This window comes from Kitasatospora sp. NPDC088779, assembly GCF_040685395.1.
GTDB lineage: Bacteria > Actinomycetota > Actinomycetes > Streptomycetales > Streptomycetaceae > Kitasatospora.
On record NZ_JBFBHW010000052.1, the window covers coordinates 24845 to 48146 of the forward strand.

General features: G+C 74.5%; 26 protein-coding genes and 2 pseudogenes. 16 read left to right on the forward strand and 12 right to left on the reverse strand.

The window, feature by feature from the left end:
- Positions 1 to 268 (reverse strand): annotated as a pseudogene (locus tag AB0P03_RS33325) (transcriptional regulator); the annotation flags it as partial.
- Between the two features lie 306 nt (positions 269 to 574).
- Here AB0P03_RS33325 and AB0P03_RS33330 point away from each other — a divergent pair.
- The 3 genes from AB0P03_RS33330 (at position 575) to AB0P03_RS33340 (ending at position 2602) form a co-directional block, all read left to right on the forward strand.
- The gene (locus tag AB0P03_RS33330; protein ID WP_363632306.1) at positions 575 to 1015 is read left to right on the forward strand and encodes an ATP-binding protein; all 441 of its coding nucleotides are present in this window, start codon (positions 575 to 577) and stop codon (positions 1013 to 1015) included.
- Complete coding sequence (locus AB0P03_RS33335) at positions 1012 to 1368, forward strand: hypothetical protein (protein ID WP_363632308.1); 357 nt, start codon at positions 1012 to 1014, stop codon at positions 1366 to 1368. Before AB0P03_RS33330 ends, AB0P03_RS33335 begins: the two co-directional genes overlap by 4 nt.
- Positions 1369 to 1645: 277 nt before the next feature.
- Complete coding sequence (locus AB0P03_RS33340; RefSeq protein WP_363632310.1) at positions 1646 to 2602, forward strand: aldo/keto reductase; 957 nt, start codon at positions 1646 to 1648, stop codon at positions 2600 to 2602.
- A gap of 227 nt (positions 2603 to 2829) precedes the next feature.
- Here the strand turns inward: AB0P03_RS33340 and AB0P03_RS33345 are convergent, their stop codons facing one another.
- From AB0P03_RS33345 to AB0P03_RS33355, 3 genes are all read right to left on the reverse strand, one after another.
- Positions 2830 to 3372 (reverse strand): DUF1707 domain-containing protein, encoded by a 543-nt coding sequence (locus AB0P03_RS33345; protein WP_363632312.1) that lies wholly within the window; start codon positions 3370 to 3372, stop codon positions 2830 to 2832.
- Between the two features lie 90 nt (positions 3373 to 3462).
- A complete protein-coding gene (locus AB0P03_RS33350; protein WP_363632314.1) occupies positions 3463 to 4200 on the reverse strand; it encodes a hypothetical protein in 738 nt (245 codons plus the stop codon).
- A gap of 152 nt (positions 4201 to 4352) precedes the next feature.
- Entirely contained in the window at positions 4353 to 4724 is a 372-nt protein-coding gene (locus tag AB0P03_RS33355; RefSeq protein WP_363632315.1) for a helix-turn-helix domain-containing protein, read from the reverse strand.
- Between the two features lie 118 nt (positions 4725 to 4842).
- On the opposite strand from AB0P03_RS33355, the gene AB0P03_RS33360 reads away from it, so the two are divergent.
- The 3 genes from AB0P03_RS33360 to AB0P03_RS33370 all read left to right on the forward strand — a co-directional run bounded on the left by AB0P03_RS33360 (position 4843) and on the right by AB0P03_RS33370 (position 7345).
- Positions 4843 to 5481, forward strand: a complete 639-nt coding sequence (locus AB0P03_RS33360) for an NAD(P)-binding domain-containing protein (protein WP_363588168.1) — start codon at positions 4843 to 4845, stop codon at positions 5479 to 5481.
- Positions 5482 to 5599: 118 nt separating this feature from the next.
- Positions 5600 to 5911 (forward strand): helix-turn-helix transcriptional regulator, encoded by a 312-nt coding sequence (locus AB0P03_RS33365; protein WP_363588103.1) that lies wholly within the window; start codon positions 5600 to 5602, stop codon positions 5909 to 5911.
- A gap of 165 nt (positions 5912 to 6076) precedes the next feature.
- Complete coding sequence (locus tag AB0P03_RS33370) at positions 6077 to 7345, forward strand: MFS transporter (RefSeq protein WP_363632316.1); 1269 nt, start codon at positions 6077 to 6079, stop codon at positions 7343 to 7345.
- A gap of 11 nt (positions 7346 to 7356) precedes the next feature.
- Here the strand turns inward: AB0P03_RS33370 and AB0P03_RS33375 are convergent, their stop codons facing one another.
- The 5 genes from AB0P03_RS33375 to AB0P03_RS33395 all read right to left on the reverse strand — a co-directional run bounded on the left by AB0P03_RS33375 (position 7357) and on the right by AB0P03_RS33395 (position 10049).
- Positions 7357 to 7599: a hypothetical protein gene (locus AB0P03_RS33375; protein WP_363626104.1), complete on the reverse strand. Its 243-nt coding sequence runs from the start codon at positions 7597 to 7599 to the stop codon at positions 7357 to 7359.
- A gap of 14 nt (positions 7600 to 7613) precedes the next feature.
- Positions 7614 to 8036 (reverse strand): DUF6879 family protein, encoded by a 423-nt coding sequence (locus tag AB0P03_RS33380; RefSeq protein ID WP_363632318.1) that lies wholly within the window; start codon positions 8034 to 8036, stop codon positions 7614 to 7616.
- Positions 8037 to 8149: 113 nt separating this feature from the next.
- Complete coding sequence (locus AB0P03_RS33385) at positions 8150 to 8338, reverse strand: hypothetical protein (protein ID WP_363632320.1); 189 nt, start codon at positions 8336 to 8338, stop codon at positions 8150 to 8152.
- A gap of 122 nt (positions 8339 to 8460) precedes the next feature.
- On the reverse strand, positions 8461 to 9297 hold the full coding sequence (locus tag AB0P03_RS33390) for a helix-turn-helix transcriptional regulator (protein WP_363632322.1): 837 nt from the start codon (positions 9295 to 9297) through the stop codon (positions 8461 to 8463).
- Positions 9294 to 10049 (reverse strand): DUF6879 family protein, encoded by a 756-nt coding sequence (locus tag AB0P03_RS33395; RefSeq protein WP_363632323.1) that lies wholly within the window; start codon positions 10047 to 10049, stop codon positions 9294 to 9296. The genes AB0P03_RS33390 and AB0P03_RS33395 overlap by 4 nt, the downstream gene beginning before the upstream one ends.
- Positions 10050 to 10289: 240 nt before the next feature.
- Here AB0P03_RS33395 and AB0P03_RS33400 point away from each other — a divergent pair, with 240 nt between their 5' ends.
- The gene (locus AB0P03_RS33400) at positions 10290 to 11423 is read left to right on the forward strand and encodes an NAD(P)/FAD-dependent oxidoreductase (RefSeq protein ID WP_363632325.1); all 1134 of its coding nucleotides are present in this window, start codon (positions 10290 to 10292) and stop codon (positions 11421 to 11423) included.
- A 64-nt stretch (positions 11424 to 11487) separates the two neighbouring features.
- On the opposite strand, the pseudogene AB0P03_RS33405 reads toward AB0P03_RS33400, so the two are convergent.
- Positions 11488 to 12210, reverse strand: a pseudogene (locus AB0P03_RS33405) (aminoglycoside phosphotransferase family protein); the annotation flags it as partial.
- A gap of 228 nt (positions 12211 to 12438) precedes the next feature.
- Between AB0P03_RS33405 and AB0P03_RS33410 the strand changes: the two are divergent.
- The gene (locus tag AB0P03_RS33410; RefSeq protein ID WP_363632327.1) at positions 12439 to 13434 is read left to right on the forward strand and encodes a zinc-dependent alcohol dehydrogenase family protein; all 996 of its coding nucleotides are present in this window, start codon (positions 12439 to 12441) and stop codon (positions 13432 to 13434) included.
- A 67-nt stretch (positions 13435 to 13501) separates the two neighbouring features.
- Here AB0P03_RS33410 and AB0P03_RS33415 read toward each other — a convergent pair whose 3' ends face one another.
- A complete protein-coding gene (locus tag AB0P03_RS33415; RefSeq protein ID WP_363588119.1) occupies positions 13502 to 13849 on the reverse strand; it encodes a helix-turn-helix transcriptional regulator in 348 nt (115 codons plus the stop codon).
- 350 nt (positions 13850 to 14199) lie between these two features.
- Positions 14200 to 15072: a bacterial transcriptional activator domain-containing protein gene (locus AB0P03_RS33420; protein WP_363588121.1), complete on the reverse strand. Its 873-nt coding sequence runs from the start codon at positions 15070 to 15072 to the stop codon at positions 14200 to 14202.
- Between the two features lie 598 nt (positions 15073 to 15670).
- Here AB0P03_RS33420 and AB0P03_RS33425 point away from each other — a divergent pair.
- From AB0P03_RS33425 to AB0P03_RS33460, 8 genes are read left to right on the forward strand one after another with little or no spacing between them, the layout of a single operon-like run.
- The gene (locus AB0P03_RS33425) at positions 15671 to 16882 is read left to right on the forward strand and encodes an aminotransferase class I/II-fold pyridoxal phosphate-dependent enzyme (protein ID WP_363588123.1); all 1212 of its coding nucleotides are present in this window, start codon (positions 15671 to 15673) and stop codon (positions 16880 to 16882) included.
- Positions 16883 to 16938: 56 nt separating this feature from the next.
- Positions 16939 to 18177, forward strand: a complete 1239-nt coding sequence (locus AB0P03_RS33430; protein ID WP_363588125.1) for a beta-ketoacyl-[acyl-carrier-protein] synthase family protein — start codon at positions 16939 to 16941, stop codon at positions 18175 to 18177.
- Positions 18174 to 19037 carry a MaoC family dehydratase gene (locus AB0P03_RS33435; RefSeq protein WP_363632329.1) on the forward strand — a complete coding sequence of 288 codons (864 nt, stop codon included), beginning with the start codon at positions 18174 to 18176 and terminating at the stop codon, positions 19035 to 19037. Before AB0P03_RS33430 ends, AB0P03_RS33435 begins: the two co-directional genes overlap by 4 nt.
- Positions 19038 to 19044: 7 nt before the next feature.
- Entirely contained in the window at positions 19045 to 20598 is a 1554-nt protein-coding gene (locus AB0P03_RS33440) for an AMP-binding protein (RefSeq protein WP_363632331.1), read from the forward strand.
- Positions 20599 to 20649: 51 nt separating this feature from the next.
- The gene (locus AB0P03_RS33445) at positions 20650 to 20922 is read left to right on the forward strand and encodes a phosphopantetheine-binding protein (RefSeq protein WP_063352985.1); all 273 of its coding nucleotides are present in this window, start codon (positions 20650 to 20652) and stop codon (positions 20920 to 20922) included.
- A 3-nt stretch (positions 20923 to 20925) separates the two neighbouring features.
- Positions 20926 to 21957: a hypothetical protein gene (locus AB0P03_RS33450; protein WP_363632333.1), complete on the forward strand. Its 1032-nt coding sequence runs from the start codon at positions 20926 to 20928 to the stop codon at positions 21955 to 21957.
- On the forward strand, positions 21950 to 22855 hold the full coding sequence (trpA, locus tag AB0P03_RS33455; protein WP_363632334.1) for a tryptophan synthase subunit alpha: 906 nt from the start codon (positions 21950 to 21952) through the stop codon (positions 22853 to 22855). Before AB0P03_RS33450 ends, trpA begins: the two co-directional genes overlap by 8 nt.
- Positions 22856 to 22874: 19 nt before the next feature.
- Complete coding sequence (locus tag AB0P03_RS33460; RefSeq protein ID WP_363588135.1) at positions 22875 to 23249, forward strand: ectoine synthase; 375 nt, start codon at positions 22875 to 22877, stop codon at positions 23247 to 23249.
- Positions 23250 to 23302 lie beyond the last annotated feature (53 nt).

Consider the following 23302-nt stretch of genomic DNA (forward strand, 5'->3'; position numbering starts at 1 on the left):
AAGGAATTTGCAACAGGCCGGGGATGGTCGCAGAGGCGAACTCCTCGATGACGGCGGCCTGACCCTCCAGATGGATCGCCTGCCGGTACTTGCCAGGGAACTTCTCGTTCTTGGCCAACTGGTAGATGCGGTCGAACCGGCCGTCGGTGCCGAACGCCGCGTCCAGCATGCCGGGCAGGTCCGGCGGTGGCATTGATTCGGCGCGTTCGACCCGCCCGAGATGCCCCTTCGAGATATTGACGATCTTGGCGAGTTGGTCGAGCGACATACCCGCTCGCTCACGATGGGCACGCATCTCCCAGCCGAACTGGTCTCGCGCCGACCGCCCAGGATCCAGCTCGTTTGGTTGGAACCCCATGCTCAGCCTCCATGTGCCCAATCGCAGAGTGACACAGGGTCACCCTTCCCAGGTTAGCCGCTCAGAGCGACGCTTAATGCACGCACAGTGAGAATGGTGCGCAGCGATCAAGGCCACAGAGAGCTCATCATGACGAACGATCAACCAGCGGCCCGGCGGCCCGGGCCGACGTGGCGAAACTCCCGCATCCGGGACAACTCCGAGGCGAGTGAGGCCATGCCCGAAGTATTGAAGGAACAGCCGGAAACAGTGGGGGAGTACTCCTGCTGGCTGTCGCGCCACCAGAAGTCCGTGCCCACCGCACGCGGGCTGCTGCGCGGCTTCCTCTCCGACCACGCGGGGGGTGAACTGTTCGCCGACCACTCCGGGCTGGTGCTCGGCGAACTCGTCACCAACGCCGTCCAGCACGCCCGCACCCCGTCCGACCGGCTGCTGTTCGTGCGCTTCGCCCTCTCGGCCGACGACCTGCGGATCGAGGTCCACGACGCCGACTCCCGCCGGCCCGTGCTGCGCCGCGTGGGCGGGGACGAAGAATGCGGGCGGGGGCTGTGGCTGGTGTCCGAACTCGCCCTCCGGTGGGGCTGCCGCCCCCGCGCGGGCGGGGTCGGCAAAGCGGTGTGGGCGGTCCTCGGACCCCCGAGCGGGGACGCGTCGTGACCGCCATCCCTCCCCGCGACTACCCGCACCCGGTCACCGTCGAGATCGGCGGCGTCACCCGGACCGCCACCTTCGCCCGGCTCGCCGACGCCCTGGCCGCCGTGCGCACCGCCCTGGCCCGCCTTCCCCTCGACGACGACCACGCCGCCTACCTCACCGACCTGTTCGCCCCCGAATCCACCGCCCGCGTCGCCCGCCGGCTGGCCGACGTCGGCGCGCTGCGCACGATCGCCTTCGTCGGCATCCACGCCCACCCCATCCACCTGCGCCCCGCCGAAAGCCCCGAAAGCCCCGAAAGCCCTGAGGGCCCCGACGGCACCGCAGGCGCCGACGAGTTCCCGGAGCCGGTGTGAGGCGCCTTTGCGCCCGGGTCGCGAGGTGGCGGTGCCTGCGCGGCCGGTTCTCCCTGCCCGTGCGGGCGTTGAGCCCCGGGCGCCGCGCCGCCCACGCCGAGGTGCGGCGCCGGGCGGCCGCCCCCGGCAGCACCGAGGCCCTGCTGCGGGCCGTCGCCGACCGCGCCCGCCGGGCGCCCTCGCGCTGGACGAGTGGTTCCGAAGCCGGTCAGCGGTCGATCGGTGACCGGGTGACGGGCGGCCGGTCTTGTCGTCGTGCCAGAACTAGGGTGACCCCATGGAATATCGAACGCTCGGCAACAGCGGACTCCTCGTCTCCGTGGTCGGACTCGGCTGCAACAACTTCGGCGGACGTCTCGACGCGGCGCAGACACGCGCGGTGGTCGACGCGGCACTCGACGCCGGGGTGACGCTCTTCGACACCGCCGACATGTACGGGGCCGGAGGCGGCTCCGAGACGCTGCTCGGCCAGGCGTTGAAAGGGCGGCGCGACGAGGTCGTGCTGGCCACCAAGTTCGGCTATCAGCGGGCGGACCTGGGGTACGGGCCCGCAGCCGGGGCGAAGGGCGGCCGGGCCTACATCCGGCGCGCGGTCGAGGAGTCGCTGCGACGCCTGCAGACCGACCACATCGACCTCTACCAGCTGCACACCCCCGACCCGCGCACGCCGATCGCCGAGACGCTCGCCGCGCTCAGCGAGCTGGTACGCGAAGGCAAGGTGCGCTACATCGGGCACTCCAACTTCGCCGGCTGGCAGATCGCCGAGGCCGCGCACGTCGCCCGGGAGATCGGGGCCGTCCCGTTCGTCTCGGCCCAGAACGAATGGTCGCTGCTCGAACGCGGCGCGGAGCGGGAGGTGGTGCCCGCGGCGCTGCACTACGGCCTCGGTGTGCTGCCGTTCTACCCGCTCGCCAACGGCCTGCTGACCGGGAAGGTGCGCCGTGCCACGGGCGTGCCCGTGGGCTCGCGCCTGGCGTCGCGGCCCGAGCGGGTGACCGAGGCCGGCCTCGACGCGGTCGAACGCCTCGCCGCCTGGGGCGAGGCGCGCGGCCGGAGCGTCCTGGAGATCGGCGTGGGCGCGCTCGCCGCACGGCCCGGCTGCGGCTCGGTCATCGCCGGGGCGAGCAGTGCCGAGCAGGTGCGCGCCAACGCCGCCGCCGGGCAATGGGTGCCGACCTCCGAGGAACTGGCCGAGATCGACGCGGTCCTCGACGCGGAACACGCCGTGGCCTGATCGGAGCGGGAGAACACGGGCGCCGCGCAGGGCACGTCGGCGGCACGGGTTCCGGCTCCCGGTGAGGCTGCCGCTGCCACCCGGCGTGCCGCTCGTCCAGGGGTGAACCGGCGAGGCCCCGCACCGAACGGCGCGGGGAATCACCGCTGTCACCTGGCGTGACGCATCGTCAACCAGGCGTCAAGCGAAGAGAGTTACGGCAGCCGACCGGCCCCCGGGGGGGGGTCTCAGTGTCGCGCGTGGCGGATCTTCAGCCGTCCGAATCCGGTGGTCCCGGAGATCCGGATCGTGGGGCCGCCGGGGGTGGGGCGCCGCGGGGGCTTGTAGCGGGCCTCCTTCCAGCCGGAGTGCATGCCCTCGATGTCGACGACCGCGTCGTGGGGCACCGTGATCCTGGCGCCGCCGGTGCCGAGTTGCAGTTCGATGTCGACGACCGGGTGCTCGATGACCGCCCGGGACAGGTCCAGGCGCACCCTGCCGAGCGCGGAGAAGACCTTGAGGGTCCGGGGCACCTTCCAGGCGCCGCTGCGCCGGATGCGTCCTGTGGCGGCGCCGATCGTCGTCTCGGTGCCCGCGCCCGGTTCGGGGAGCGAGGCCAGGGACCGCGCGAGTGCGTCCTGCGTCCTGGCGGTGAGGGCCTGGTGGAGGCGTTCGTCCATCTCCTCGTGGGAGATGCGTCCTTGGCTGTACGCCTCTTGCAGGCGTTGCACGGCCGTGTCGCGGTCGTCGTCGCCGGCCAGGGGCGAGAGGTCTTCCGGCAGCGAGGTCACCGCCCCACTCTAGTGCCGCGCCTGGGCCGCGAACCCGCCAAGGCCCCTGGCGGGAACGGCCGGTGCCGGGCGGAGCCGGGCGGGTGGGCCTCACGGCATCGGCCATGCGCGGGTGGGCGCGTGGTCGGCCTCGGGGCCGTGCAACTGGGTGGCGAGCAGGCGGCCCGCCGCCGAGGCCAGGCCCTGGCGGTCCGCCACCGGATGCGGACCGTCCAGCAGGGACATGGTGAGGCGGTAGGTCGACAGGGCCTTGTCCGTCCGGGCCCTGGTCCACTCCTCGGACGGTGCGCGGGACAGGACCAGGACCGCCGGCTCGCGGTTCTCGGCGATCGCGGCGCCGAGGCGGGCGTGGCCGTCCAGGACCGCATGGCAGTTGAGCCCGCTGAACCACCAGAGCAGGACGGGCGCCAGGACGCCCTCCCGGGCCTGCTTGCGGCAGGCCTTCACCCGGGGGTCGTCGGGCGGCGGCATCCGGCGCAGCGGCATGACCCGCCGGGAGCCGTCGAACCAGTCGACGTAGCCGTCGGGATGGGCGTCGAGCAGCAGGGAGCGCCACTGGCCGCCCGGCCCGCCTGCGGCCGGTGCCATCCCCTCGCGGGCGAGCCGCGGGGAGAGCACCCACCGCCCCTCGTGGAGCGGGTCGTTGGCGCGGGCGTGCAGGGCGCCGGCGAAGCGGTGCGCCCAGCGGGCGTACCAGGACGGCGCTCCCGGCCCGGCGACCGCGCGCGCCTCGGCGGCCCGCAGCGGGGCGAGGGGGGAGCGGTAGTGGTCCGTGCGGGAGTACTCGACGCCGCAGCGGTCGTCGTCGATCCTGGCGGTGAGCACCACCCGCGGACCCTGCGACAGGACGATCAGGGTTCCCGTTCGCCGTCCGCGGCCGCAGCCCCGGCTCGGTGGCAGGGGGGAGCTCCAGGCCCAGGCCGCCCCAGGATCCGCCGTCGGCCGCCGCTGTCAGATTCCTCCGGTGCACCGGAGAAATCCTAGGCCCCGGCGGGCCCCGCGCCTTCGGCGCGGTCCTGGGCCGCCATGACGTCGTCGCCGTGCTCGAACGCCCACGCGCCGAGGGCGCCCACCGGGGCGAGCAGGCTCGCCCCCAGGCCGGTGAGCGCGTACTCGACGCGGGGCGGCGACCCGGGGTGGGCGGTGCGTTCCACCAGGCCGCTGGCCTGCAGGCGGCGCAGGGTCTCGGTCAGCACCTTGGGGCTGATGCCCCCGATCCGCGCGCGCAACTGCCCGGGGCGCTGGGGGTGGTGGCGCAGCGCCCACAGGACGACCGGGTTCCAGGTGTTGGCGAGCAGGTCGAAGGCGAGGCGGGCGGGGCAGTCGGCGAGGAGGTCCTGATCGGTGGTCACGTACCGAATGGTGCCCGAGCCGGTGCCTAGTGTCGTCAGCGCAGTCGACGTCGTCGATGCCGTCGACATCGTCGATGTCGATGTCGTCGGCGTGTTCGGGAGAAGGGGAGCGGGGATCGTGAGGATCGGGATCATCGGCACCGGCGCCATGGCCGGTGCGCTGGGCGGGCAGTGGGTGCGCGCGGGCCACGACGTGCTGGTGGGCGGGCGCGACGGCGCCCGGGCCGCGGCCCTGGCCGGGCGGATCGGAGCCCGGACGGGGGGCGTGCGGGAGGCGGCCGGGCACGGGGCGGACGCCGTCCTGCTCGCCGTGCCCCACGCGGCGGCGGCCGGTGTGGCCGCCGCTCTGGCCGGCGTCCTGGGCGGGCGCACGCTGGTGGACTGCACCAACCCGGTGGCCCCGGGTTTCGTCCTGGCCACCGGCGCCGGGCCCTCGGCGGCCGAGCGCATCGCGGCGGGCGCGCCCGGGGCGCACGTGGTCAAGGCGTTCAACCTGTGCCACGAGAGCGTGTGGCGCCTGAGCCCGCCGGTGTTCGACGGGCGTCCGCTGGCCGTCCCGCTGTGCGGGGACGAGCCGGGCGCGCTGGAGACGGTGCGGCGCCTGGTGCGGGACGTGGGCTGCGAGCCGGTGGGCGGCGGGGGGCTGGAGCGGGCCGGGCTGCTGGAGGCGACCGCCGCGTTCCTGATCGGCCTGTGGGTGGGCGAGGGCGTGGACGCCCAGGCGATCGCCCCGCCCCTGGCCCACGCCGGCCCGTAGGCCCGCAGGCCGCCGGGGCACGGGAACCCGGCGGACGGCGGCCCGGGTTGACACGCTTCTTCACATCTAGAATATTGGATACGTCATCTGGTCGAGGGTCGGGCGAAGGGAGCGCGCGGTGGATCCGCTGGCCGTCCACAAGGCGCTCGCCAACCCGGCGCGGGCGGACTTCCTGCGCTGGCTCAAGACGCCCGAGCGCTACTTCGACGAGGACTACTACCGCGAGCGCGGCGTGGGCTTCCACATCGGCGTGTGCGTGACGGACATCCGGGAGAAGTCCGGGCTCGCCCAGTCCGTGGTCTCCGGCTACCTGCAGATCCTGCGCGACGCCGGACTGCTGGTGTCCGAACGCGTCGGCAAATGGACCTTCTACCGCCGCGACGAGGCGACGATCGCCGCGTTCGCCGCCTACGCCCGCGACGAACTCTGACGCTCCGCCCCCTCCGGGGCGCACCCCACCGCCCCCGCCGGGGCGGCCCGGGCTGCGCCCTTCCTTTTCGCCCCATTCCATCTAACTATCTAGATTTGTAGCCCCATGCGCGGGCGGGTGCCGTGCGCCCGCACACCCCGCGCGCCGGGCGGACGGAGGCAGCACATGCGAAAGACCGGCCCCGCCGTCCTGACACTCTCCCTGGGAGTGTTCGGGATCATCACCACCGAGATGGGCGTCGTCGGCGTCCTGCCCCGCATCTCCGAGGAACTCGGCGTCACACCCTCCGCCGCCGGCTGGCTGGTGGGCGTCTTCGCCCTCGTGGTCGCCGCCACCGGACCGTTCGGCACCCTGCTGGCCTCCGGCCTGCGCCGCAAGGCCGTCCTGGCGGGCGCACTGGCCGTCTTCGCGCTCTCCAACGCCGTGTACGCGCTCACCGACGACTTCGCCGTGATGTTCGCCTTCCGGATCCTGCCCGCGCTCTTCCACCCCGTCTTCTTCGCCGTCGCCCTCACCACCGCCGCCGACCTGGTCCCCGAACACCGCGCCACCCGGGCGGCCACCACCGTCTTCGCCGGCGTCACCGTCGGCTTCGCCTTCGGCGTGCCGCTCACCTCCTACCTCGCCGAACACGCGGGCCTGGCCGCCGCGTTCTGGTTCGGCGCCGGCGTCAACCTGCTGGCCTGCCTGGGCGTCCTGCTCCTCCTGCCCACCACCCCCGCGACGCCCGCGACGCCCGCAGCGCCCGCAGGCCGGCGCCCCTCCTACCGGGGCCAGCTGGCCATCCTGCGCCGGGGCCGGCTGTGGCTGTCGGTCCTCGCCGTCGTGTGCGTGTTCGCCGCGATGTTCTCCGTCTACGGCTACTTCGCCGAATACCTGGAACGCGTCACCGGCCTGAGCGCCTCCCTGGTGGGCGCCGCGCTGATGGCCTTCGGGATCGTCATGGTCCTCGGCAACCTCCTCTTCGGCCGCCTCCTGGAACGCGACCTCCCGCGCACCGTCACCGCCTTCCCCGCCCTCTACGTCCTCCTCTACGCCCTGCTCTACGCGATCGGCCCCTGGCCCGCGCCGATGACCGCCGGCGTCCTGCTCTGGGGCGCGGTGCACTCCGGCGGACTCGTCGTCAGCCAGAGCTGGCTGGCCCGCGACGCCCAGGACGCACCCGAGTTCGGCAACAGCCTGTTCATCTCCTTCTCCAACCTGGGCATCACCGCCGGCAGCGCGGTGGGCGGCCTCGTCGTCTCCACCGCCGGCGCCCGCCACCTGCCCTGGGCCGGAGCGGGCTTCGCCCTCGCCGCCCTGGCCGCCGTCCTGCTGCGCCGCCGCCTGGGCCCCGCCACCCAGGCCACCCCCACGCCGCAGACCCCGGCGCAGGACGAGCCGACCACCGACGACGCCGCCGCGCCCGATTCGGCCCGGGCCGCCACCGCCTGACGGCTGCCGTATCAGTCCAGGCAGGCCAAGGCGCCCGCCACGAGCGAGCGCACGGCCGCGCCCCGCACCGCCCCCCGCGAGAGGCGGTCGAAGGCCCGGGCGTACAGACCGACCTGGCCGGGCCGGGTGAGGGTGGAAGCGGCATCCAGCGTGTCCGCGTGGACCCCGCTCCCCGTGTCCTCGCGGATCTCGCGCACCCGGCCGGCCAGGGCTTCGCGGGCCTGTTGAACGCTCGCAGAGGGGTGCGCGGGCACGGAGCCGGCCTTCGTCAGACGTCGTACAGGTGGTGCGGGACCGCTCGCTCCCAGACCGCTTCGAACGCGGTGGCACACAGCGCCACGGTCTGCGGGTCCGCCGTGATCTCGTCCTCGACCACCGCGCCGTCACCGGAGAAGTGGTGCACCCGAAGCAGCGCGCCGTCGAACAGCCAGAAGTCGTTGCCCGGCAGGGGGATGCCCGTGGCCCGTCGCCGGGGCAGCCAGCGGACCTCCTCACCCGCCGTGACGTTGGCGTGGGTGACGTAGTGCTCCCACCGGATGTACGCGGACACGGGCTCGGAGACGACCCGGGCCCGGCGCACGGCCACACCCCGGGCCACCGTGTCCGTGATCAACTGGTCGTAGGAGTCCCGCAGCTCCAGATGGACGGCGGAGCGCCGGCACCGCCCGAGCAGCTCGGCGAAGTCGGGCACGCCCGACGCCGCTCGCGTTCCTCCGGGGACAGCTCGGTCGGCCGGACCGCTCGTCGGGGTCCGGCGGGGCCGCCCCGCCTCCCGGCGGCCGGGGGCCCCTTGCGGTGCCGCGCTCACGTGTCCAGGGCTTTGCGGATCAGGGTGGCGAGCACGGCGGCCTCGGCCTCCTTGAGGTGTCCCAGGGCCACCCAGGAGAAGCTGGATCCCGCGAACACGTCCGGGCCACCACGGACGAGGGCGGAGATCCCGGCAGCGCGCAGCGCTTCCCGCAGATCGTTCGCCGCCGACTCCTCGGCGCTCACCCGTTCCGACTGTCCAGTCGGCTCAAGACCCGACATGTGCCACTCCCTTGACCGATGGGGTTCCGTCACCACGAAGGCAGGGGCGGCGGCAGGAACCGGGCGGAGGTGATTCCCGGTGATTCTCACAGCAGCGACCGGCGGGCCCGGGAAATCACCCGATGGGCTGACGGGCCGTAGACGGCGCTCTCCGCCAGGGCCTCCCACGCCCGGACGTGAAGCGCGACGTCTGCCGGATCGTCCAACCACATCTCCGCGTGCCAGGACTCGGTGATGACCAACGCGCCGTCGTGGATGGAGAATCCGACTCCCGCGGGCACTCTGAGATCGGCATCGAACGGCACGATCCCGAGCCGGACGTTCCCACGTGCCAGCCAGGGGGCCAGGCACTCCAGCTGGTCCGCCAGTACGGCCGGCGGGCAGAGCCGGGAGACGAGGGCGCCTTCCCACACCAGGAAGTGGAACGACCGCGACCGGTCGTTGAGAACCCTCTGGCGTTCCATGCGGGTCACCGCCGCGGCCTCGACGTCGCGGATCGACGGATGGACCCTGGTGTACCGGGTGAGGACCGCTCGCGCGTACTCGGCGGTCTGGAGCAGGCCGGGAACCAGGGTCGGGTCGAATGACCGACGGTCGCCGGTCTTCTTCCCCTGCGCGGCGTGCGCCTCCTGCACCGGCCGGACACCGCCGGCGAGTTGGCGCCGCCACGACCGGTACTGGGTCTCCACCGTCCGCAGCCGGCCCACCGGTTCGGCGGCGGCGTCGGGCCGGCCGACGGCCTCGGCCCAGGCGACCACATCGGCCCTGGTGGGCGACTGCCTGCCGTTCTCCAGCTTGCTGACCTTGGACTGGGGCCAGCCCAGCCGCACGGCCAAGGCGCGTCCGGACAACCCGCACTCGGTGCGCAGTTCACGCATCCGGGCACCAAGAGCAGACCGTGCCTGCTGATAGTCGGTGCTCACATGCCGGAAGGTACCTGAGCCCGGAACCGCGCGTAGGGCCTCGCGTGGTGCCAGGCGGCATCACGCACCTGGCAGGCACGGAGGACTTCCAGCGGGTCGGTGGCCAACTCCATTCCCACGGTGCGCTCCCCCTCGAAGTGGAAGCGCGCGACCGTGCGGGAGTCGAAGAGCCAGAAGTCCGTCAGCCCGGCCAGCCCGGCCGCCTCGGCCTCCGAGCGCCACATGCACCGGATGTCCTCACCGGCCGCCACGTTGGTCCGGGCGCACGCCAGCAGGTACCGCTGCCCCTCGGTCGGCGGATCGTCCACCAGACGCACCCGCTCGAACCTCTTGCCCTTGCCGACCATGCGGCGCACGTTCTCGAACCAGGGGTGCCCGACCTCCCCGGCGCTGTCCCCCGTCCGAAGGAACTCGGCGTAGGAGGGCGTCTGCTTGTCGGAGAGGTATCCCGCCCTTGTCTCCAACCGCCACGCGGTGTGCTCGAACCCGTCGTTGATGAACTCGGTGATCCGCTGCTGCGGTACGAACTCCGGCACCGGCGTCGACTCCTTCGGAGCGAACCGCACCAGCAGTTCGCGGGGCACGACTACGAAGCCCTCATCGTCCTTCACGTGCATGAGTTGCGCCACGTCCTCGGGGTCCGTCACGGCGTACCCCTGCACGGCCACCTCGCCGGTGTCCACGTCCTCGTACAGCGTCGGGCAGTCGCCGACACCCGAGGTGCTACCGATGACACGCAGCCGCCTTGCCATAGCTGTTCCTCTCGACGGCAGACAGGAAGGTCCTCCCATGATCGGCCTCAACCGGCGCTCCGGAAGGGGTGATTCTCGATGATTCTCATGACGATCCGACGCGGGCGCGGTGACGGCCGGATGTCGGGGGTGTGAGCCGGGTGCCGGTGGCCTGTCAGCGGCGTGCCGGTGGGCCCTGGGACCTTTCCGGGGACAGGCCGGGTGCCCATCCGGCAGGCGCGCGACAGACAGGGAACCACCATGACCACCGACATCGCGATCATCGGCGCCGGACTCGGCGGGCTGACCCTGGCCCGGGTCCTGCACCTGCACGGCATCGCGGCCACCGTCTACGAGGCGGAGGCCTCGCCGGCGGCGCGTGCGCAGGGCGGGATGCTCGACATCCACGACTACAACGGGCAGCTCGCCGTCCGGGCGGCCGGCCTGACGGAGGAGTTCGAAGCCCTCGTCCTGGAGGGCCGCCAGGCGATGCGGATCCTCGACCGGGACGGGAGCGTCCTGCTCGACAAGGCCGACGACGGCACGGGCGGGCGCCCCGAGGTGCAGCGCGCCGAACTGCGGCAGATGCTGCTCGCCTCGCTCCCGGCCGGCACCGTCCGGTGGGGCCGCAAGGCCGCCGGCGTCCGCGCCCTGGGCGCCGGCCGCCACGAGGTGGCGTTCGCCGACGGCACCACCGCCGCCACCGGCCTGCTGGTCGGCGCGGACGGCGCGTGGTCGCGGGTGCGGCCGCTGCTGTCCGCCGCCACCCCCCAGTACACCGGCACGTCGTGCGTCGAGACCTACCTGTTCGACGCCGACACCCGCCACCTCGCCGCCGCGAAGGCGGTCGGCGGCGGGTCGATGATGGCGCCCTCGCCGGGCGCGGAGATCTTCGCCCACCGGGAGAGCGGCGACACCCTGCACACCTACGTGATGCTCACCAGGACGCAGGAATGGTTCGCCGACATCGACTTCACCGACCCCGGTGAGGCACGCGCCCGCATCGCGGCACAGTTCGACGGCTGGGCACCGGAGCTCACCGCGCTGATCACCGACGGCGACACCGCGCCGCTCCTGCGCCCCCACTACACCCTGCCGATCGGCCACCGGTGGGACCGGGTGCCGGGGGTGACCCTGCTGGGCGACGCCGCCCACCTCGCGGCCCCCAACGGCGAGGGCGCCAACCTCGCCATGCTCGACGGCGCCGAACTCGGCCAGGCCCTGGCCGCGCACCCCGGCGACACCGAGGCCGCCCTCGCCGCGTACGAGCGGGCCATGTTCCCACGCGGCGCCGAGGCCGCCTCCGAGGGCGCGCACATGCACGAGCTCCTCAACGGCGACGACACCCCCCACGCCCTGATCGCCGCCTTCCTCGACGGCGGTCCGGCCTCCTGAACCGCCCACCGGGAAGCCGGGAAGCCGGGAAGCCGGGAGCCGGGGAGCCGGCGGCGGGCGGCGCTCAGGCGTACCGGTCGAGCAGCGCCTCCAGGTAGTCCTCCAGGCGCCGGCCCAGCAGGGCCGGCGTCAGGTCGCCGCGCCCCAGCTCCCGCCACGGCACGGCGACCTTCTCCGCGTCCGGCGCGAACGCCAGCGCGTCCAGCAGCCGCCAGTACAGGTGCGCGCCCCGGTCCGCCTCCAGCGTGCCGCCGGCCGCCAGGTAGCGGGCGGCGAAGTCCAGGCCGGTGTCCACGCCGTGCAGCAGGGCCAGGGCGGTGGAGCAGTGGGCCACGTCCAGGTCGGCCGGGCCCCAGGAGGTCTCCACCCAGTCCACGACCCCGCTGACGGCCAGCGCGGCGCCCTGCCCGGTGAACAGCACGTTGCCGGGGTGGAAGTCGCGGTGCAGGAAGCACGGCCGGTACGCGGGCACCTCGCGGCGGATCACGTCCACCGCCCGCCGCCACACCCCGGGACGCGCCGTGGCCCCGGGCACCCGCACCCGCTCCGGGGCCGTCCACGCCTCGAAGGCGCGGGGGCGCTCGCCCGGCGCCACCGCGAGCGCGTGCACGGCGGCCAGCTGACCGGCCAGCAGGTCCGCGCGGCGCTCCACGTCGCCGTCCTGCGCCACCCGCACGCCGCCCGGCAGCAGCGACATCACCAGCGACGGGTGGTCGCAGAACTCGCCCGCCGCGTCCAGGGCGTGCAGCCGCGCCGCCGGCACGCCGCCGTCCGCGAGCAGCCGCAGCCCGCGCGGCCCCGGGTCTGACGCGGGTCTGACGCGGGGTCAACTCACCGGCAACGCCCGCCGACCGCCCCCTATTCCGAGACCGGTCGAAGTTTGACAGTTTCCCGCGCACCGGGTTACGTAAGTGGCCGCACCGCACGCCGCACCGCACGCCGCACCGCACGCCGCACCGCACGCCGCACCGCACGCCGCACCGCCACCGGCCCGCCGCAGCAGGGGAGTTACGCCATGTCCAGGACCGTCGTCTTCGACCGCACCGGAGGGCCGGAGGTCCTGACCGTGCGAGCCGCCGCCGTACCCGTGCCCGGCCCCGGCGAACTGCTCATCCGCGTCACCGCGATCGGCCTCAACCGCGCCGAGGCCCTCTTCCGCGCCGGCGCCTACCTCGACGAGCCCAGGCTGCCCGCCACCCCCGGCTACGAGGCCGCCGGCACCGTGGAAGCCCTCGGCGAGGGCGTCACCGGCTTCGCCGCCGGCGACCGGGTCGACACCGTCCCGGCCTTCTCCCAGAACGACTACGGCGTCTACCGCACCCACGCCCTCGTGCCCGCCCGCGCCGTCGTCCACCACCCGGCCGGCCTCACCGACGTCCAGGGCACGGCCGTGTGGATGCCCTACCTGACCGCCTACGGCGCCCTCGCCGAGGACGGCCACCTGCGCCCCGGCGACCACGTCCTGCTCACCGCCGCCGCCTCCGGCACCGGCCTGGCCGCCATCCGCACCGCCCGCCGCCTGGGCGCCGTCCCCATCGCCACCACCCGCACCCGCGCCAAGAAGCAGCAACTCCTGGACGCCGGCGCCGCCGACGTCGTCATCACCGGCGAGGAGGACCTGGTGGCCCGCGTGGACGCCATCACCGCCGGCACCGGCGTGCGCACCGTCTTCGACCCCGTCGCCGGCCCCGGCGTCCTCACCCTCGCCCGCACCATCGCCCCCGGCGGACGCCTGATCGTCTACGGCCGCCTCGACCCCCGCGACACCCCCCTGCCCGGCCAGGACACCTTCGCCCCCGTCACCAGCCGCTTCTACTCCATGCACGAGGTGACCCGCGACGACGAACGGCTGCGCCGCGCACAGGCCTTCGTCACCGCCGGGCTCGCGGACGGCTCCTTCACCCCCGCCGTCGACCGGGTCTTCGAGGGCCTCGACCGGATCGCCGAGGCCCACCGCTACCTGGAGGCCGGTACCCAGGTCGGCAAGATCGTCCTCACCGTCCAGAACTGACCCCGCCGGGGCCGAGCCTTCCGGAACCGGCCCGCCCCGCGGCCGCCGGCCGCGAGCGGGCCGGCCGTCAGGGCGCCGCGCGGGCCTCGGCGTCGGCGGCGGCGACCACCGCCGACAGCAGGCCCGGGAAACGGCCCTCCAACTCCTCGGCGCGCAGCGAGTTCATCTTGGTGGTGCCGACGTAGTACTGGTGCAGCAGTCCGGCCTGGCGCAGCACGTTGAAGTGGTGCGTCGAGGTGGAGCGGGAGACCGGAAGGTCAAAGGAGCCGCAGCTCAGCGCGGCGCCCGCGTGGGCCAGCCGGCGCACCACCGATCTGCGGGCAGGGTCCGCGAGTGCCTCCAACACCTGCTGGACGCTGAGGTCCTCCACACCAGGGTGCACGATCACCCGCGCCGCCACGCGTGCCCGTCCCACACCCACCACCCCTTCCCAACGCTCGACCCCCGTCCCGGTTCGGTAAAAGCCGCGCGGCGTGCGCGACTTCGCGCCTCGACGCTACTACGAGCGCGCCGTGCGCCACGCCCACCGCAACACCTCCGCAACACGCGCGCGCCCGCCCCGGCGCGCCCGCGACCCCCGCGCCCCCGCCCGCCCCCGTGCGCGCACGCGGGCGGGCGGCCCCCCGAAGCCGGGGGCCGCCCGCCACGACGACAGGCCGTCAAGCCGCGCGCGCACCGACAGGCCGTCAGGCCGCGCGCACCGCCGATCCCGCCAGGCCGCGCGCCCACCGACAGGCCGTCAGGCCGCGCGCACCGACAGTCCCGTCAGGCCGCGCGCACCGGCGGCCCGGCCGGGCGCGCCAGCCGGGCCAGGGCCAGCGGCTCGAAGATCCCCATCAGCACCGGGTCCACCGGCCGCACCGCCGCCGCAGCGGGCGCGACGGGAGCGGGGGAGCGCAGCAGCGCCAGGTAGAGCTCCTGGGTCTCGGCGGCCGGGTCGATGCCCAGCTCCTCCGCCAGCACCTGGCGCAGCTGCTGGTAACAGCGCAGCGCCTCGGCCCGGTTGCCGGCCGCGGCCAGCGCCTCCATCCGGCAGCGGTAGGCGCTCTCGCGGAACGGGGCGCGGCGCACCGCCTCGTCGGCCCAGCGCAGCGCGTGGTGCTCCTCGCCCAGCGCCGAGGCCGACAGGCTCGCCGTCTCCAGCGCGGACATCCGCAGCTCCTCCACGTGCTCGCGCACCCCGCCCGCCCACTCGCCCTCGTGGTCGGGCAGGAACGCGCCGCGCAGATTGGCGATCGCACCCGCGGCCAGCTGCTGCGCCACCGCGTAGGAGCGGGCCGCGTACGCCTCCCCGGCCTCCCCGACCGCGCTGGCGGCGGCCTCCAGGTCCACCGCCGCGTCCGCGGGCAGCCGCAGGACGTAGCGCCCGCCCTGGGCGATCAGCGGGGTGGCGCCCGGGCCCTGGCCGGGGGCGGCGACGAAGGCCCGCACCCGCGAGACCACGCTGCGCAGCGCGGAGGCCCAGGTGTCGGGCAGGCCGTCGGGCCAGATGGTGTCGGCCAGCTGGTCGCGGCTGGTGCCGGCGGAGCGCTCCAGGACCAGGCGGGCGAACGCCACCTGGGCCTGGGCGCTGGACAGGTGCTGCGGGGCGCCGTGGTCGTGCTCGATCGTCACAAGTCCTGTCAGGCGGATCAGCATGAGAATTCCCCCGATCTGCCGTACGGACTGTCTTCCCGGAAGCCGTTCAACGTGCTCCAACCCCCTTGAGCCAAAGCGGAGCCGACGGCCCGTGACGCCGGGCCGACGGCGTGGGAAACCTGGACCGGAAATTCCGCCGACCAGCCGTTCGGTTTCGGCGGATTTCGACCATACATTCGACGCATCACACGGTGTCAACACTGGTCGACAAAACATACCCACCAGCCGGTCCATGCGTCGTGGACGCAGGGTTTCTGCACGTCAGAGCGTTACCGCAGGCCGGGAACACGGCTATTGCGGACGCCTTGCGCATCCTGCCGTAGAAATGTAGTCATCCTTGAGCACCCCGCGTGAAGGCTTCGAGAAACACCACCCCACCCCCTGCGCCGGGCACCACCCGTAAAAGCCCCGGGACTATCCCGGGAGGAAACCCCAGCACCACCATCCGCCCCCGCGCCGGGAAATACCGAAAACAATCCGGAACAAGCCGACGACGAACCGCCGACCAGCCGACGGACAACCGGCGGCAAACCGACGGCAAACCGCACGGCAAAACCGCCGCGCGCCCGCCGCGCCCCGCCGAGAAGGAGACCCGCACGTGAACGCCACCGGAGCATGGGACCGCCTGGAGCCGAAGCTCGCCGCCACCCTGGACCGCGTGGCCGCGCTGGAGTCCGACCCCTCACGCCGCAACAGCTTCGTCGCCTACACCATGGAACGCGACAGCGCCTACTGCGACCTGGACGGCGAGCGCCTGCTCATGATGTCCGGCTACAGCTACCTGGGCCTGGCCGGCGACGAACGCGTGGTGGCCGCCGCCAAGGCCGCCGTCGACGTCTACGGCACCGGCAACCACGGCGTGCGCGCCCTGGCCGGCACCATCCCGCTGCACGAGGAACTGGAAGCCGAGGTCGCCCGCTTCGCCCGCCGCGAACGCGCCCAGGTCTTCGGCTCCGGCTACGCCGCCAACGTCGGCACCGTCGGCGCCCTGGTCGGCCAGGGCGACACCGTCCTGATCGACAAGTACGACCACGCCAGCATCGTCGACGGCTGCCGCCTCTCCGGCGCCACCGTCACCCGCTTCCGCCACAACGACGTCGACCACCTCGAACGCCGCCTCAAGGCCGCCTCCCCGACCGGCGTGCGCCTGGTCATCGTCGACAGCGTCTACTCCATGGACGGCGACATCGCCCCGCTGCCCGAACTGCGCGCGGTCTGCGACGCCCACGACGCCCTCCTGATGGTCGACGAGGCCCACGCCCTGGGCGTCATCGGAGAAACCGGCGGCGGCATCGAGGAGCACTTCGGCTACCGCCACCGCGTCGACATCAAACTCGGCACCCTCTCCAAGGCCATCCCCTCCATGGGCGGCTGGGTCGCCGGCAGCCACGAACTGATCGGCCACCTGCGCTACGCCGCCCGCCCGTTCCTGTTCTCCGCCGCCCTCGGCCCCGCCCAGACCGGCGCCGCCCTGGAGTCCCTGCGGATCCTGCGCCGCGAACCCGAACGCGTCACCCACATCCAGGTCCAGGCCCAGCGCCTGCGCCGGCGCCTCAACGACGCCGGCATCTCCACCATGGACTCCGCCACCGCCGTCCTGCCCGTCATCGCCGGCTCCGACGACGCCGCCTACGACTACGCCACCGCCTGCCGCAAGGCCGGCGTCATCGGCCTGCCCGTCGTCACCCCCGCCGTGCCCAACGACCTGGCCCGGCTGCGGATCGCCGTCACCGCCCGCCACACCGCCGCCGACATCGACTTCGCCGCCGACGCCTTCCTGACCGCCGCCGCCCAGACCGGCCTCATCTGACCCGGACGGCGCCACCAAGGAAGGCCCGGCCCCCAACGCCCGGAAAGGACAAGACCATGGCAGCCCGCCCCACCCGGCCCCCCATCGCCGTCACCGGCCTGGGCGTCGTCAGCCCCGCCGGCCACACCCCGGCCGCGTTCTGGCACACCGTCAGCACCGGCACCCCCACCGCCACCGCCCTCACCGACCCCGCCCTGGCCCGCCACCGGGTCCGCCTGGGCTGCCGCGTCACCGACCTGCCCGACAACGGCCCCGTCCCCGCCAAGGACGCCCGCCGCCTCGACCCCTTCGCCCACTACGGCACCCTCGCCGCCCTCGCCGCCCACCAGGACGCCGGCGCCCCCGAACCCGACCCCGGCCGCAGCGCCATCGTCGTCGGCAACGCCGTCGGCGGACGCACCACCAGCGACCGCGAATCCGCCCTCTTCACCACCGCCGGACCCCTGCGCGTCAGCCCCCTGATGCCCCTGGTCACCATGCCCAACGCCGCCGCCGCCCAGATCGCCATGCGCCTGGCCTGGACCGGCCCCGCCCTGACCATCGCCACCACCTGCGCCTCCAGCGCCGACGCCATCGGCCACGCCGCCCTCCTCCTGGAAACCGGCCGCGCCGACATCGTCATCGCCGGCGGCTGCGAAGCCACCCTCACCCCCGTCACCCTCGCCGCGTTCGGCAACCTCGGCGCCCACTCCCAGCGCAACGACGACCCCACCCGCGCCAGCCGCCCCTTCGACACCGACCGCGACGGCTTCGTCATGGGCGAAGGCGCCGGCTTCCTCGTCCTCGAACGCCTCGCCGACGCCCGCGCCCGCCACCGCACCCCCTACGCCCTCCTCGCCGGCTACGGCTCCAGCGCCGACGCCTACCACCTCTCCAACCCCCGCCCCGACGGCGCCGGCGCCGTCGCCGCCATGCGCGCCGCCCTCACCGACGCCGGCCTCACCCCCGCCGACATCGCCCACGTCAACGCCCACGGCACCTCCACCGTGCACAACGACCGCGCCGAAGCCGCCGCGCTGCGCACCGTCTTCGGCCCGCACGGCGTGCCCGTCACCTCCACCAAGGGCTCCATCGGCCACCTCATCGGCGCCGCCGGCGCCGTCGAGCTGATCGCCGCCGTGCAGGCCATGAACAGCCGCCTCGCCCCTCCCACCGCCAACCACGAGCACACCGAACAGGGCCTGGACCTCGACGTCGTCCACGGCACCGCCCGCCCCATCCGCCCCGGCGCGGCCCTGTCCAACTCGTTCGGCTTCGGCGGCCACAACTCGACCCTGGTGGTGACCCCGCTATGACCACGACCACACCCGCGACCGCGACCGGGCCCGCGACGACGCCCGCCCACCGCACCGCCCGCACCCGCACCACCGTGACCGCCGACGCCCTGGCCGCCTACCGCACCGCCGCCCGCACCGGCCTGCCCCCCGCCCCGGACGCCGCCGCCGCCCCCGCCCACCCCTTCGTCCTCGCCCACACCCTCGCCCAGCACACCGTCACCACCCTGACCACGGGCGATACCGGCTTCACCGGCGTGGTCCACCTCGCCCAGGAGATCCACACCCACCACCCCCTCACCGCCGGCACCCACGTCGACATCGACGTCACCGTCACCGCCGCCCGCCGCGAAGCCCGCGGCACCCGCCTGGCCCTCACCACCCACCTCACCGACGGCACCCGCACCCTGGCCCGCCTGACCACCTCCGCCCTGCTGGTCGGCGCCACCGCCATCGAACCCTTCGGCACCCTCACCCCCGCCGCCCACCCCGGCACCACCCCCGACACCGAACCCCTCACCCTCACCCACACCCTCACCCCCGCCGACGTCACCGCCTACGCCCACGCCGCCGGCGACCTCAACCCCCTGCACCTCGACGACGACGCCGCCCGCGCCGCCGGATTCCCCGCCGCCATCGCCCACGGCATGCACCTGGTCGCCCTCGCCACCGAGGAGATCACCGACCGCCACGCCGACGGCGACCCCACCCGCCTCACCGCCCTGGGCGCCCGCTTCGCCGCCCCCGCCACCCCCGGCACCCCGCTGCGCCTGACCCTGCAGCCCTACGACCGGGGCACGGTGGTGCGCTTCACCGTCGCCACCCAGGACGGCACCGCCGTCAAGGCCGGCTGGGCCGCCCTCACCCCGGCGGGGGAGTGAGACCCCGATGACCACACCCGCCGAACCCACCACACCCGCCGAACCCACCGCGCCCGCCGCGCCCGCCGCGCCCGCCGTGCAGGCCCCGCCGCCGCTGTCGCTGCCCGACGCGTTCACCGCCCACGCCCGCACCCGGCCCGACGCCGTCGCCCTCCTGTGGCACGAACGCGCCGTCACCTACCGCGAACTCGCCGAAACCGCCGAACGCGAACGGCTGCGCCTGCACACGCTGGACCTCGCCCCCGGCGAACCGGTGGGCCTGCCCGCCGCCAAGTCCCCCGAGCAGATCGCCCTCGTCCTGGCCTGCCTGATCGAGCGCCGCCCCTTCCTGCTGCCCTCCCCGCAGCTGGCCCCCGCCCTGCTCGCGGCCCTGTTCGCCCAGGCCGGCGCCCGCCACCTGCTCGCCCCCCTCGGCCAGGACACCCCCGCCCTGCCCGCCCTGGCCCGCCCCGCCCCCGTGCCCACCCTCGCCGCCGGCACCTCCTTCCTGCTCACCACCTCCGGCTCCACCGACCTGCCCAAGATCGTCCCCCTCGCGCAGGCCGCCGTCGACCGCTTCACCGCCTGGGCCCACGACACCTTCGACCTCGGGCCCGGCCGCGTCGTCGCCAACTACGCCCCCCTCAACTTCGACCTGTGCCTGCTGGACGTGTGGGCCACCCTCGCCGCCGGCGGCACCGTCCTGCTCATCGACCCCGCCCACGCGCTCAACGCCCGCCACCTGCTCGCCCAGCTCACCCGCCACCGCCCGCACGTCCTCCAGGCCGTCCCCCTCGCCTACGCCCTCCTCGCCCAGGCCGCCGCCCAGACGGCAGGCCCGGCGGTGCTGGACAGCGTCGAGCACGCCGCGTTCACCGGCGACGCCATCGACGCCCGCACCCTGGCCGCACTGCCCGCCCTGCTGCCCGGCGCCGCGCTCTACAACATCTACGGCTGCACCGAGACCAACGACAGCTTCCTGCACCGCCTGGACCGCCTGGACGCCACCGCCGCCCTGCCGGTGCCCATCGGCACCCCCCTGCCCGGGGTGCGCACCCTGCTCGCCGCCCCCGACGGCACCCCCGTCACCGGCCCCGGCCGCGGCGAACTGTACGTCTCCACACCCTTCCAGGCCGCCGGCTACCTGGACCGCTCCCGCGACGCCGGCCGCTTCACCACCCAGCCCGAGGGCGCCGGGCCCGGACGGCGCTGGTTCCGCACCGGGGACCTGGCCGTCCGCGACGAACACGGCCGCCTGCACCTGACCGGACGCGCCGACTTCCAGGTCAAGGTCCGCGGCGTCGCCGTCAACACCGCCGAGGTCGAACGCGTCCTGCTCGCCCACCCCGAGGTCCGCGAGGCCGCCGTCGCCGCCGCCCCGGACCCGCTGACCGGCAAACGCCTGCACGCCGCCGTCCAGCGCGCCGCCGGCTCCGCCCTCAACAGCCTCACCCTGCGCGAGCACCTGGCCCGCAACCTGCCGCGCGCCGCCGTGCCCGAACGCCTGGCCATCCACGACGCCCCGCTGCCCAAGACCGCCACCGGCAAGGTCGACCGCAAGGCCGTCCTGCCCACCGCCTGACCACACCACCACACCCACCAAACCCCAATACACCCAAGGGAGTTGCGAGCCATGAGCAACATCGCCCAGATCAAGCGGTTCCTCATCGAGGAGTTCCTGCCCGACGTCACCCCCGAGCAACTCGCCGACGACCACGACCTGCTCTCCGACGGCGTCATCGACAGCCTGGGCGTCCTCAAGCTCATCGCCTGGGTCGAGGACCACTTCGCCCTGCCCGTCGACGACACCGACCTCGACCCCAACAACTTCCGCTCCGTCACCGCCATCGACGCCTTCATCACCCAGCGCCGCGCCGTCCCGGCCAGCGCCGTGGCAGGCGGCTGACCCGTGCACCCGGCCCTCACCGCCCTGCTCGCCGGGCACGACGTCGACCTGGACACCTGGCGCTCGTGGTGGGACCAGCTGGAGCAGCGCACCCCGGGCCCGGCCCGCGACAGCGACCGGGCCCAGGCCGCGGCCCTGCTGGCCGCCCTCACCACCCGCCTGCCCGCCCCCGACACCCTCGCCGCCTTCACCACCTCCCTGACCGAACGCAGCCCCCACCCCGGCCCCGCCCACCCCGCCAGCGTCAACATCGTCGGCACCGGCGGCGGCCCGGCCACCTTCAACCTCTCCACCGCCGCCGCCCTGACCGCCGCCGCCATGGGCGTGCCCGTCGTCAAGACCGGCTCCCGCGCCTACACCAGCAGCGCCGGCTCCATCGACCTGCTGGAACGCCTGGGCATCACCCTCACCTCCTCCCACACCGCCACCGCCGACCACCTCGCCCGCCACGGCATCGCCTTCGCCGGCCCCCACGTCTACCCACCCGCCCTCACCCGCCTGGCCCGCCTCCTGTTCCCACTCACCCTCAAACCCTTCGGCCGCCTCCTCAACACCCTCGGCCCGCTGCTCGCCACCGTGCCCGTCACCGCCCAGCTCACCGGCGCCAGCGCCGCCACCGACCTGCCCGCCCTGCGCCACCTCGCCCCCCGCACCCCCGGACGCGCCGTGTGGCTGGCCACCAACACCGCCGGCGCCGACGAACTCCTGCCCTTCGCCGACAACACCCTGCACACCCCCGACACCACCATCCACCTGCCCGCCGGCTCCATCGCCCCCGCCGACGGCACCCTGGCCGACCTCGCCCCCCACCCCGAGGACCTCACCGGCCACTTCCTGCAAGCCCTCGCCGGCCGCGCCGGCCCCACCGCCACCCACACCATCGCCCTCAACGCCGCCGCCCTCGCCCTCGCCTCGGGCCGCCACACCCACTGGCACACCGCCCACACCGCCGCCCTGGACGCCCTGGCCGACGGCGCCCCCCGCGCCCTGGCCACCCGCCTGCGCACCGACCACAAGGCCCCCGCCCATGCCTGACACCACGTTCTTCGCCGCCCGCGCCGACGGCCGCCCGCACCTGGCCCTGTTCCTCAACGCCGGAGACCCGCCCGCCCGCCTGACCGACCTGGCCCTCGTCCTGGACGAGGAAGGCGTCGACGTCCTCGAACTCGCCGTCCCCTTCCCCAACTCGCCCACCGACGGCCCCGTCATCCGCCGCTCCGCCGACCGGGCCCTGGCCGCCGGCACCACCCTGGACACCGTCCTGGACGAACTCGCCACCCTGCGGCCCCAGTTGAAGAACCTGAAGATCGCGCTGCTCGCCGACTGGAGCCACAGCCTGCGTGCCGCCGACCCCGCCACCTGCGCCCGCGCCATCGCCCGGGCCGGCGCCGACGCCCTGCTCGTCCACGCCCTGCCGCCCCGCCTGCGCCCCGCCTGGCGCCAGGCCCTGCGCGAGGCGTCCCTGCCGCAGGTCGCCACCTGCTACCCCACCTCCACCCCCGAGGTCCTCACCGCCGCCGCCCGCGACGCCCACGGCGCCTACGTCTACCTCGTCGCCCACTACGGCCGCTCCGGCACCACCCCCGCGCAAGGCCACCACACCCTGGCCGCCACCGTCGCCGCCCTGCGCGCCGCCGCCCCCGCCACCCCGGTCGCCATCGGCTTCGGCGTCAAAAGCGCCGCCGACCTGGACGCGGTCGCCGCCGCCGGAGCCGACGCCGCGATCGTCGGCTCCGCCGCCGTCGCCCGCATCGAGACCGCCCTCACCGAGGGCCGCGACGCCGCACAGGCGCTGCGCGCCCTCCTCCACGACCTCCGCCCGCCCGGGCCACCCCAGCCCGCCACGGCCGGACGCACCACCAGCACCAGCACCACCGGCACGAGCACCACCGCCACGCGCACCACCCCCGGCACCACCACCCCCGCCCGCTGACACGAAAGGCAGAACCAGCATGCTGATCCGCGACATTGACGACGTCCAGACCGTCGAGTGGGGCAACGGCCTGTCCCGCCGCTTCCTGGTGGCCGGCGACAACCTCGGCTACACCCTCACCGACACCATCGTCAACGCCGGTACCAAGTCCCGCCTGGAGTACCGCAACCACCTGGAGGCGTGCTACTGCATCGCCGGCTCCGGCGAGGTCATCGCCATGGACGGCACCTCCCACCCCATCACCCCCGGCCGCCTCTACGCCCTCGACCAGCACGACGCCCACTACCTGGTCGCCAGCCCCCACGAGGACCTGCGCCTGGTCTGCGTCTTCTCCCCGGCCCTGCGCGGCGACGAGGTCCACCAGCTCGACGCCTCCTCCTCCTCCGCCTACTAGGCGAAGACCCTCCCCTTCGAGTCACGCGCCGGCGCCCCGCGCGCCGGCCTGCC

What these genes read in the sequence shown, in the direction of transcription:
- AB0P03_RS33430 (WP_363588125.1), top strand. Translation starts at nt 16,939, where the DNA reads ATGGCAGCCCGCCCCACCCGGCCCCCCATCGCCGTCACCGGCCTGGGC.
- AB0P03_RS33370 (WP_363632316.1), top strand. Translation starts at nt 6,077, where the DNA reads ATGCGAAAGACCGGCCCCGCCGTCCTGACACTCTCCCTGGGAGTGTTC.
- AB0P03_RS33435 (WP_363632329.1), top strand. Translation starts at nt 18,174, where the DNA reads ATGACCACGACCACACCCGCGACCGCGACCGGGCCCGCGACGACGCCC.
- AB0P03_RS33395 (WP_363632323.1), bottom strand. Translation starts at nt 10,049, where the DNA reads ATGGCAAGGCGGCTGCGTGTCATCGGTAGCACCTCGGGTGTCGGCGAC.
- AB0P03_RS33460 (WP_363588135.1), top strand. Translation starts at nt 22,875, where the DNA reads ATGCTGATCCGCGACATTGACGACGTCCAGACCGTCGAGTGGGGCAAC.
- AB0P03_RS33420 (WP_363588121.1), bottom strand. Translation starts at nt 15,072, where the DNA reads ATGCTGATCCGCCTGACAGGACTTGTGACGATCGAGCACGACCACGGC.
- AB0P03_RS33445 (WP_063352985.1), top strand. Translation starts at nt 20,650, where the DNA reads ATGAGCAACATCGCCCAGATCAAGCGGTTCCTCATCGAGGAGTTCCTG.
- AB0P03_RS33400 (WP_363632325.1), top strand. Translation starts at nt 10,290, where the DNA reads ATGACCACCGACATCGCGATCATCGGCGCCGGACTCGGCGGGCTGACC.
- AB0P03_RS33410 (WP_363632327.1), top strand. Translation starts at nt 12,439, where the DNA reads ATGTCCAGGACCGTCGTCTTCGACCGCACCGGAGGGCCGGAGGTCCTG.
- AB0P03_RS33330 (WP_363632306.1), top strand. Translation starts at nt 575, where the DNA reads ATGCCCGAAGTATTGAAGGAACAGCCGGAAACAGTGGGGGAGTACTCC.
- AB0P03_RS33340 (WP_363632310.1), top strand. Translation starts at nt 1,646, where the DNA reads ATGGAATATCGAACGCTCGGCAACAGCGGACTCCTCGTCTCCGTGGTC.
- AB0P03_RS33440 (WP_363632331.1), top strand. Translation starts at nt 19,045, where the DNA reads ATGACCACACCCGCCGAACCCACCACACCCGCCGAACCCACCGCGCCC.
- trpA (WP_363632334.1), top strand. Translation starts at nt 21,950, where the DNA reads ATGCCTGACACCACGTTCTTCGCCGCCCGCGCCGACGGCCGCCCGCAC.